Origin of the sequence: Phenylobacterium sp., from assembly GCF_025351295.1 — a bacterium.
Classification (GTDB): domain Bacteria; phylum Pseudomonadota; class Alphaproteobacteria; order Caulobacterales; family Caulobacteraceae; genus Phenylobacterium.
Genome location: NZ_JANXWD010000007.1, coordinates 1 through 9,920, shown reverse-complemented (window position 1 = coordinate 9,920; position 9,920 = coordinate 1). Strand labels below are relative to the sequence as shown.

General features: G+C 67.5%; 9 protein-coding genes. 1 reads left to right on the top strand and 8 read right to left on the bottom strand.

Features of this window, described 5'->3' with window-relative positions:
- Nucleotides 1–66: 66 nt before the first annotated feature.
- From Q0R13_RS00895 to Q0R13_RS00860, 8 genes are all read right to left on the bottom strand, one after another.
- Entirely contained in the window at nt 67–705 is a 639-nt protein-coding gene (locus tag Q0R13_RS00895) for a glutathione S-transferase family protein (protein ID WP_293898061.1), read from the bottom strand.
- A 161-nt stretch (nt 706–866) separates the two neighbouring features.
- Entirely contained in the window at nt 867–1,196 is a 330-nt protein-coding gene (locus tag Q0R13_RS00890) for a metalloregulator ArsR/SmtB family transcription factor (RefSeq protein WP_293898058.1), read from the bottom strand.
- A gap of 208 nt (nt 1,197–1,404) precedes the next feature.
- Entirely contained in the window at nt 1,405–4,098 is a 2,694-nt protein-coding gene (gene ppdK / locus Q0R13_RS00885) for a pyruvate, phosphate dikinase (RefSeq protein WP_293898055.1), read from the bottom strand.
- 15 nt (nt 4,099–4,113) lie between these two features.
- On the bottom strand, nt 4,114–6,312 hold the full coding sequence (gene glyS / locus Q0R13_RS00880; RefSeq protein ID WP_293898053.1) for a glycine--tRNA ligase subunit beta: 2,199 nt from the start codon (nt 6,310–6,312) through the stop codon (nt 4,114–4,116).
- Between the two features lie 2 nt (nt 6,313–6,314).
- Nucleotides 6,315–6,860, bottom strand: coding sequence for an endonuclease domain-containing protein (locus Q0R13_RS00875; RefSeq protein WP_293898051.1), 546 nt, complete (start codon nt 6,858–6,860; stop codon nt 6,315–6,317).
- Nucleotides 6,860–7,744, bottom strand: a complete 885-nt coding sequence (locus tag Q0R13_RS00870; RefSeq protein ID WP_293898048.1) for a glycine--tRNA ligase subunit alpha — start codon at nt 7,742–7,744, stop codon at nt 6,860–6,862. The genes Q0R13_RS00875 and Q0R13_RS00870 overlap by 1 nt, the downstream gene beginning before the upstream one ends.
- A gap of 94 nt (nt 7,745–7,838) precedes the next feature.
- Entirely contained in the window at nt 7,839–8,291 is a 453-nt protein-coding gene (locus Q0R13_RS00865) for a hypothetical protein (protein WP_293898045.1), read from the bottom strand.
- 92 nt (nt 8,292–8,383) lie between these two features.
- Nucleotides 8,384–9,016, bottom strand: a complete 633-nt coding sequence (locus Q0R13_RS00860; protein ID WP_293898042.1) for a fasciclin domain-containing protein — start codon at nt 9,014–9,016, stop codon at nt 8,384–8,386.
- A gap of 392 nt (nt 9,017–9,408) precedes the next feature.
- Here Q0R13_RS00860 and Q0R13_RS00855 point away from each other — a divergent pair, with 392 nt between their 5' ends.
- On the top strand, nt 9,409–9,747 hold the full coding sequence (locus tag Q0R13_RS00855) for a P-II family nitrogen regulator (RefSeq protein ID WP_293898039.1): 339 nt from the start codon (nt 9,409–9,411) through the stop codon (nt 9,745–9,747).
- Nucleotides 9,748–9,920 lie beyond the last annotated feature (173 nt).

Genomic DNA, 9,920 nt, shown 5'->3' with positions numbered 1-9,920 from the left:
GCTCTAAATCAAAAGTTTAGAGCACGACGGGCGCTTGAACCGGAATCCACTTCAAGCTGTCGTGCTCTAACCTGTCCTCATGGCGTCCGCCGCGTCGAATAGAGCGATCTGGTCGGCCTTCGCCTTCTTGAAAGCCGGTCGATCCGTTACTCGGGTCACATAGGACTCCGTCGCCGGCCGATCGCCGAACGCGCGGACGTCGGCGACCCGAAGCACATCCGCCATCAGCAGGTCCGCGACGGTGAAGCGGTCGGCCGCGAGCCATTCCCGCTCGCTCAATACCTGTTCGACATGGTCGAGGCGCCGGGTCATCCATCCGGTAAGACCGTTGTCCGCATCGCCGCACATCTTCAGGAACCACCACGGGACGCTGACCATCTCAATCGAGTTGAGCGCGGCGATCGCCCATTGCAGGGTTTCGGCCTCGCCCGCGGGATCGGTCGGCATCAGCTTCTCGCTCTTCCGGCCCAGGTGCAGCAGCCCCGCACCGCTTTCGAAGATCTCGAGGTCGCCGTCGTTAAGGTACGGAACCTGGCCGAAAGGCTGGCGCACGAGATGGTTGGTCTCGCGGCCGTCGAACGGGATCGTCCGAACGTCGTATGCGAGGCCGGCTTCCTCACAGGCCCACCTCAGCCGCAGGTCGCGCACGAAGCCACGCGGGCCTTCAGGCACCCAGTCGTAGGTCCAGATGGTCAGTTCGTTCATGGGCGGGCCTTTCCTTTACTCGTCGGCTGCGTTCCCGGCCGGCCCTTCAAACAGGCGGGGACCGGTTGCGTTCGCTAAGCCGTTAGGGGCGGGTCAGGCTCAGGCGCTCCTTGGCGCCGATCGAAGCGCGGATGGTGATGGATGTCGTCGCGCGCAGGACTTCAGCGATCGCCATCTTCGGCCTCCAGGATGGTCTTCAGGGCCATCAGGCCCAAGCCCCAGGCCCTGGACCGTTCGTCGATCCAGTCCGCCGCCTCCGACCAGCCCTCGGGCCGCCCGGCGATGATGTGGTCGCGCCCCTCGATGGTCCGCGCCACCAGGCCCGCGTCCTCCAGCACCTTCACGTGCCGCGACACCGCCGCCAGCGAGATGTCGAACCCCGCCGCCAGGTCCGTCACCCGGGCCGGGCTGCGCTGCAGGCGGTCCATCACCCCGCGCCGCACCGGGTGCGCCATGGCGATCAGCGACGTGCTCAGGCTGTCACGGGACACATTCAACACAATGGTTGAATATAGCATCTGGCGTGACGAGTCCACAGCAACGCCCGTCCGTTGCAAACCACCATGTCATCCCGGTTTTGGCGCAGCCAAAGACCGGGACCCACGACCGGGCGCATGGGGTCGAACTTGCGGGATGCGGAGCTTGATCGTGGGTCCCGGTCTTGCGCCGGCGGCGCAAACCGGGATGACATCTTTTGTTTTATCTATCTTTTTCCCGCTCGCCGATGGCGGCCTGGGCGGCTGCGAGCCGGGCGATCGGCACGCGGTAGGGCGAGCAACTGACGTAGTCGAGGCCGACGCTCTCGCAGAAGGCGATCGAGGCCGGGTCGCCGCCGTGTTCGCCGCAGATGCCCAGCTTGACGTCCGGCCGGACCGCGCGGCCGCGCTCGGCGGCGATGCGGATCAGGTCGCCGACGCCCTCCTGGTCGAGGGTCACGAACGGGTCGCGCTCGAAGATGCCCTTCTCGATGTAGGCGTTGAGGAACCGGCCGCTGTCGTCGCGACTGATGCCGAAGGTGGTCTGGGTGAGGTCGTTGGTGCCGAAGGAGAAGAACTCGGCGTACTCGGCGAGGTCGCCGGCGCGGATGGCGGCGCGGGGCAGCTCGACCATGGTGCCGACCAAGTATTCGATGGTGCGGCCCTGCTCGGCCAGCACCTCCCTGGCGGTCCGGTCGGTGAGTTCGCGGAGGAACTTCATCTCCTCGCCCTTGGCGACCAGGGGATGCATGATCTCCGGGATCGGGGCCGGCCGGCCGCTGGCCGCCACCTCGCAGGCCGCCTCGATGATGGCGCGCACCTGCATCTCGTAGATCTCCGGATAGGAGACCCCCAGGCGGCAGCCGCGGTGGCCCAGCATCGGGTTCACCTCGTGCAGTTCCTGGGCGCGGCGCAGCAGCTTGGCGGGGTCCAGGCCGGTGGCCGCAGCGACCGCCTCCACCTCTTCCTCGTTGTGCGGCAGGAACTCGTGCAGCGGCGGGTCAAGCAGGCGGATAGTGACCGGCAGGCCCTCCATGATCTCGAACAGCGAGACGAAGTCCTTGCGCTGCATCGGCAGGATCTTGTCCAGCGCCAGCTTCCGGCCGGCCACGTCGTCGGCCAGGATCATCTCGCGCACGGCGGCGATCCGCGCGGGATCGAAGAACATGTGCTCGGTGCGGCAGAGGCCGATGCCCTCGGCGCCGAACTGCCGCGCGGTCTGGGCGTCCAGCGCCGTCTCGGCGTTGGCGCGCACCTTAAGGCGGCGGACCTCGTCGGCCCAGGTCATCAGGGTGCCGAAGTCGCCGCTCAGTTCCGGCTCGATCATCTTGACGACGCCCTGCAGCACCTCGCCGGTCGAGCCGTCGATGGTGACGATGTCGTATTCGCGGATGGTCTTGCCGCGGGCCCGGAACTCACCGACCCGCTTGTCGATGTGGATCTCGCCGGCCCCGGAGACGCAGGGGCGGCCCATGCCGCGGGCGACCACGGCGGCGTGGCTGGTCATGCCGCCCCGCGCCGTGACGATGCCGCGCGCGGCGTCCATGCCGCGGATGTCCTCAGGACTGGTCTCCTCGCGGACCAGGATCACCGCTTCGCCTGAGGCGCCCAGCTTCTCGGCCTCCTCGGCGGTGAACACCACCTTGCCGGTGGCCGCGCCGGGCGAGGCCGGCAGGCCCGTGGCGATCACGTCGCGCGGGCTGGAGGGGTCGATGGTCGGGTGCAGCAACTGGTCGAGGGACGAGGGCTCGACCCGCATCACCGCCTCGGCGTGGCTGATCAGGCCCTCGCTGGCGAGGTCCACCGCGATCCGCAACGCGGCCTTGGCGGTGCGCTTGCCGTTGCGGGTCTGCAGCATGTAGAGCCGGCCCTGCTCGACCGTGAACTCGATGTCCTGCATGTCGCGGTAGTGCTTCTCCAGCTTCTCCACGACCGCCTTGAACTGGACGAACACCTCCGGCAGCACCTCTTCCATGGAGGCGTTGGTGTCGCCCATCTCCTCGCGGGCGATCCGGGTCAGGGGCTGGGGCGTGCGGATGCCGGCCACCACGTCCTCGCCCTGGGCGTTGATCAGGAACTCGCCGTAGAGGCGGTTGTCGCCGGTGGACGGGTTGCGGGTGAAGGCCACGCCGGTGGCGCTGCCGTCGCCCATGTTGCCGAACACCATCGACTGGATGTTGACGGCGGTGCCCCAGTTCTCTGGGATGTCGTGCATGCGGCGATAGAACTTGGCCCGGTCGTTCATCCAGCTGGCGAACACCGCGCCCACCGCGCCCCACAGCTGTTCATGCGGGTCCTGCGGGAAGGGCTTGCCCAGGTCGCGCTCGACGGCGGCCTTGTAGTCGGCGACCACCGCCTCCCAGTCCTCGGCGGTCAGGCCGGTGTCGACATAGACCTCCAGGCGGTCCTTATGGTCGTCGAGGATCTCCTCGAACATGTGGTGGTCCAGGTCGAGCACCACGGCCGAGTACATCTGGATGAAGCGGCGATAGCTGTCGAAGGCGAAGCGGCGGTCGCCGGAGAGCTTGGCCAGCCCCTCCACGGTCGCGTCGTTGAGGCCCAGGTTCAGGACCGTGTCCATCATCCCCGGCATCGATACGCGCGCACCGGACCGCACCGAGACCAGCAGCGGGTTGCCGGCGTCGCCGAAGGTCTTGCCGGTGATCTGCTCGACGGTCTTCAGGCCGACCGCCACCTGCTCGCGCAGGTCGGGCGGATAGCTGCTGGCGTTGGCGTAGTAGTGGACGCAGGCCTCGGTGGTGATGGTGAAGCCGGGCGGCACGGGAAGTCCGAGCGCGCTCATCTCGGCAAGGTTCGCGCCCTTGCCGCCCAGCAGGTCCTTCATGGACGCATCGCCGTCCGCCTTGCCGCCCCCGAAGGCATAGACCCAGCGCGTCTTCACCATCGTATCGGCCATTCCGTCGTCCTTCAGCTAGCCCGTAACCTGGGAGAAATCCGCCACCTGCCCCATGGCGTGCCGCACCTTCGCGAGAAGGCGCAGCCGGTTGTCACGTTCCGCATTGTCCGTCGAATTCACTAACACCTTGTCGAAGAAGGCGTCGACGGGCGCGCGGAGCTTGGAGAGCGCCTTCATCGCATCCGCGAATTCCTCGGCAAACAGGGCGGGCTCGAGCTTGGCGGCTAGGTCTTCCGTCGCAGCGATCAGCGCCAACTCCTCGGCGGACGACGTCGCCATCTGCACAGGCGCCCCCGTCGGCAATGCGCCCTTCTTCTCCTCGGCCCGGAGGATGTTCACGGCGCGCTTGTAGCCGGCTAAGAGGTTGGCCCCGTCGTCAGTCTTCAGGAACGCGTCAAGCGCGGTCACCCGCGCCACGATGCTGACGAGGTCGTCATCGCCCGCCGCCAAGATCGCGTCTACCAAGTCGTGCCGCTGACCTTCTTCACGTAGCTGCACCTTGAGACGCTCAGAGAGGAAGCCGAGCACCTCACTCGCTTGGCCGTTGATGCGGTCGGAGATGGTCTCGTCACTGAGTCGAGCCATTCTCGCCGCGTGGATTGCCTGCTCATCGTCTCTGGCGCGATGCTCAAGTTGAGCCACAGCCCGGAACTGTTCACCTAACCTAAACGCCAGATCCAACTGAGCGTCATCCTCGTAGAAGAGGTGCTCCAATGCTCCGTCGCGTAAGATTGGCAGCAGGTTGAGCCTCACCTCGTGCGCCAGGATGATTCGGATCACGCCAAGCGCCGCACGCCGCAGCGCAAAGGGGTCACGCGAGCCCGTCGGTTTTTCTCCGATGCTGAAGAAGCTAACAAGGAGGTCCAGTTTGTCGGCAAGAGCGACAACCACACCCACGGAGTTCGCGGGTATGTCGTCGCTTGGTCCCTGCGGCTTGTAGTGGGAACGAATGGCGTCTGCGACTAACGGATCAAGCTGCTCGGACACCGCATAGTGGCCCCCCATGACCCCCTGAAGTTCAGGGAACTCGCCGACCATGCCGGTCACAAGGTCGGCCTTGCACAGAAGCGCCGCGGTGATCGCCTTCGCGCGGGTTTCCGGTCCAGCCTGCACCCTCGGCGCCAACAGCGCGGCGAGGGACGCGATGCGATCAACGCGTTGATACATCGTCCCCAACTTCGCGTGGAACGTCACGCCCTTCAGCTTCTCCAGCCGATCCTCAAGCTTGATCTTCCGGTCCTCGTCCCAGAAGAACCGCGCATCCGCCAGCCGCGCCCGCAGCACCTTGGCGTTGCCCAGCGCGATGGTGGTTCCGCCGTCCTTGGCGTCGATGTTGGCGACGGTGACGAAGTGCGGGGCGAGCTTGCCGGTGCGCGGGTCGCGGACGGCGAAGAAGCGCTGGTGGACGCGCATGGAGGTGCGGATCACCTCGGGCGGCAGGTCCAGGAAGTCCGGGTCCATGTCGCCCAGCACCGGGACCGGCCACTCGACCAGACCGGCCACCTCGTCCAGCAGGCCCTGGTCCTCGACCAACTCCAGGTTACGGGCGAAGCAGAGGGTGCGCGCGGCGCCCAGGACGCGGTCCTTCCGCTCTTCCACGTCCAGGACCACGTAGTGTTTCGCCAGCTTCTCGGCGTAGGCGTCGAAGTCGCGGGCCGTGAACGGCTGGTGCGAGCCCATGAAGCGGTGGCCCTCGGTGGTGTCGCCCGAGGGGATGCCGTCGATCTCGAAGGGCACGACCTGGCCGTCGAACACGCAGAGGATGCGCCGCAGCGGGCGCACCCAGCGCAGCTTGCTGACGCCCGAGACCATCGACTTCGGCCACGGAAAGTTGCGCACGATGGCCTCGACCATCTCGGCCACGATCTCCGAGGTCGGCCGGCCAGCCTTGTGCAGGTGGGCGAACCAGACGCCGTCGCGCTCGATCAGCTGGTCGCGGGTCAGGCCGGTCTTGCGCAGGAAGCCGTCCAGCGCCTGTTCGGGGGCGTTGGTGCGGGGGCCTTTGAGCTCCTCGTGGCGGTCCTTCTGCGCCGCCGGCAGCCCCTCGGCGACCAGGGTCAGGCGCCGCGAGCCGGCGAAGGTCTTCAGCGCCTCGGGCAGCAACCCCTCGGCGGCCAGCCGCTCACGCGCCATGCGTTCGAGGTCGCGCGCCGCCTGCGCCTGCATGCGCGCGGGGATCTCTTCGGAGAGCAGTTCGAGCAGGAGTTGGGGCATGACTACTCTCCGGCCCGATCAGGCTGAGAGCCGCCGGAAAAGCGCTCTCCCTTCCCCCTCGATGGGGGAAGGGCCGGGGATGGTGGTGAGTGCAGGGCGGTGATGTCGGAAGCACCGTTCGGCGCCGGCGCCCACTCGCGCATTTCCACCGGCTCAGAGGCCACACCACCACCCAACCCTCCCCCATCGAGGGAGAGGGCTAGAGCCAGTCGAACCGCATCGGCGCAGGCGAGGACGTCGTCTTCAACTTGGCGATTGGTGAAGCGCAGCACCCGGTAGCCCTCACCTTCCAGCCAGCGCTGGCGTTCGGCGTCGCGAAGGGCGACCTCATCCAACCGCTCGTGAATGCCGCCATCGACTTCGATGACCAGCTTGCCGCTGTGACAGGCGAAGTCGGCGATGTAGCGACCGACCGGCGCCTGGCGTCGGATGTTCGCGCTCAGCTTGCGCAGTTCTTTCCACAGAGCCTGCTCCGACCACGTCATCCGCCGGCGGAGGCCCTTGGCGCGCACTGTCGTTCCAGGCGCTATTCCCGCATGCTCGAACATCACGCGTTCCCGCCTTCGCCGGCGACCCAGGCCTCGGCGCACAGCTTGCAGAGGTCGCGGATGCGGCCGATGTAGCTCTGGCGTTCGGCGACGGCGATGGCGCCTCTGGCGTCCATGATGTTGAACAGGTGGCTGGCCTTCAGGACATGGTCATAGGCCGGCAGCGCCAGGGGCTGACCCTGGCGGCCGGTGTGGCCCAGGATGCGCGGGACCTCGCGCTCCATGTCCTCGAACTGGCGCTTCAGGGTGGCCACGTCGGCGACCTCCAGCTCGAAGGCCGAGAACTGCTGCTCATTGGCCAGATAGATGTCGCCGTAGAGGAACTCGTCGTTGAAGCGCAGGTCGTAGACGTTTTCCTTGTCCTGCAGGTACAGCGACAGCCGTTCCAGCCCGATGGTCAGCTCGCCGGCCACCGGGAACACGTCCAGACCGCCCACCTGCTGGAAATAGGTAAACTGGGTGATCTCCATCCCGTCGCACCAGACCTCCCAGCCCAGGCCCCAGGCCCCGACCGTGGGGTTCTCCCAGTCATCCTCGACGAAGCGGATGTCGTGCAGCAGGGGATCGATGCCGATCGCCTCCAGGCAGCCCAGGTATAGCTCCTGCAGGTTCGGCGGGTTGGGCTTCAGGATCACCTGGTACTGGTGGTGCTGGTGCAGGCGGTTGGGGTTCTCGCCATAGCGCCCGTCGGCCGGCCGGCGGGAGGGCTGGACATAGGCCACCTTCCACGGCTTGGGGCCCAGCGTGCGCAGCACGGTCATCGGCGAGAGGGTTCCCGCCCCCACCTCCACGTCGTACGGCTGCAGAATCGCGCAGCCCTGACGGCTCCAATAGTCATGGAGTTTCAGGATAAGGCCCTGAAAAGACAATGGTTGTTTAGGCATCGGGGGACAGGTGTTCGCAGGCCCAAAAAAAGTCGGCGGACCATAGGGCCCGCCGACCTTTGCTTCAACCGTTCAGACGCCGCGGCGTCCGGGGCTAGTTGCCCTTGGCGGGCGTACGCTTGCCGGCGTGCGACATCGGCTGGCCGTACTTGGCGCGGTTCTCGGCGGTGTCCGCGACCGGGCCGTTGGTCACGGTCAGGTTGGTGAAGGTGGTGGGGGCCGTGGTGGCGACGTCGGCGCCGGCGGTGACTGCGGCCGGAGCCGAAGGCGCCATGGTGGTGGTCGTGGTGGTCATCGACGCGGTGGGCGCGGGCGCCATCGGCGCGGGCGGTTCCGCCGCGACCGTGGCGGAGGTGTCGGCGGCCACGCCCAACGGCACGTGGATCTTCTCCTGGTACTGCTTGTCGTCCGAGGGCGCATGGGCGCCGTTCCAGTCGCCGGTCACCGAACCCGAAGTGGGCGCGACGGGTTGCGGCGGCTGGGCGTAGGCCGCGCCGCCCATCAGGGCAGCGACGGCGGCGGCGGCGGTAAGGTGGATGAGCTTCATGGTCAGTCCTTCCGAATGTTGCGCGATCTGGCGCCCATTCTCGATGTGCTGACCCTGTACGGCTCAGGCGCCCGGTTGGTTCCCGCTGGCGCCTACTGTTTCGCCGGCGCGGTAGCCGAGACGTTGGCGCCCGCGCTCGGCGCCGCCGGGGCGGCGGCGGGTTCCGGCGCGCCCTGGCCGGCCACCAGCACGTGGTCCACCACCTGCAGCAGGCCGCTGGCGGTCTTGACGTCGGCCTGGATGATGGTCGCGCCGTCCACCTTGAGCGCGCCGCCCTGGTCGCTGCCGTCCAGCAGGATCTGGTCGCCGGCGCCCGACGGGATCGGACCCTTCACGCCCTTGATCTTGGTGGTCGGGATCGGGGCGTTGACAATGTGGTGCATCAGGAACTTCTGCATCGCGATCTTGTCGGAGGTGATCTTGGCCAGGTCGGCCGGCGGCATGGCCGCGAAGGCCGCATCGGTGGGGACGAACACCGTCAGGTTGCCGTTGCTCTTCAGGAGGCCGGTCAGGTTGGTGTCGGCGACGCCCTTGATGAAGGTGTTGAACTGGCCGTTCAGCTTCAGGGTGTCGATCAGGTCGCCCTGCACCGTCACGGGCTTGGTCATGGCCGCCATCGGCGCGGCGGCCATGGAGGCCGAGGGAGCGGCGGCCGGGGTTTGGGCGAGCACGGCTCCCGGCGTCAGGACCAGGGCGGCGGCGAGGAGAAGGCGGGTCGGCGACATTCAGGTTCCTTGTGGCTCTGGCTGGCAGACGGACCTCGCAGGCGGGCCGCCGGGAGTACGCGGGAGAGACTGACACGGTTCCCGTCTCACGGGGTGATGAGACTAGGCGCGGAAAGCGCCGGATTTACGACGGCCTGCGGCGGCGTCAAGAACCGGTTGTCGCCACCCGTACCCCCTGTTTGATGAAATGCGAGGCGCCCTGACCCCGCGACGCTCAAGAAACGGGCGGCCCCGGGGGTTCTTCACGAAAGCGTAAGGCCAGCGCGGCGCCCGCCGCCGCCCCGGGACATAGCGTCGGCCAGACCGCTGCCATGGGGAGCCTTCAGCGGCGGTCTTTGAACGAATCGAGAGGGGTTGGGCCCGCCCTCAGGGCCGGACGCGGGAGCGAGTGGATGAAACTCATCATGGCGATCGTCAAACCATTCAAGCTGGACGACGTGCGCGAAGCGCTCGTCGGGGCCGGCGTGGAGGGTCTGACGGTGTCGGAGGTCAAGGGTTATGGCCGGCAAAAGGGCCAGACCGAGATCTATCGGGGGGCGGAATACCAGATCAACTTCCTGCCCAAGGTGAAGCTGGAGGCGGTCGTCGACGACGCCGCGGCCGGCAAGGCGGTCGAGGCCATCAAGGCCGCCGCCGCGACCGGCAAGATCGGCGACGGAAAGATCTTCGTCCTCGACGTCACGGAAGCCGTGCGCATCCGGACGGGCGAGACCGGCGCAGCGGCGCTGTAGCGAGCGGGACAAGGGGATAAGCATGAAACTCGGAATGAAACGGCTGGTCGGGCTCACGCTCGCGGCCCTGGTCATAGGGGGTCCGCTGGCAGCGCCGGCGTTCGCTCAAGACACCACCGCGCCCGCGGCGGCGGCGCCCCCTGCGGCGGCTCCGGCGGCGGCGGCGCCCGACG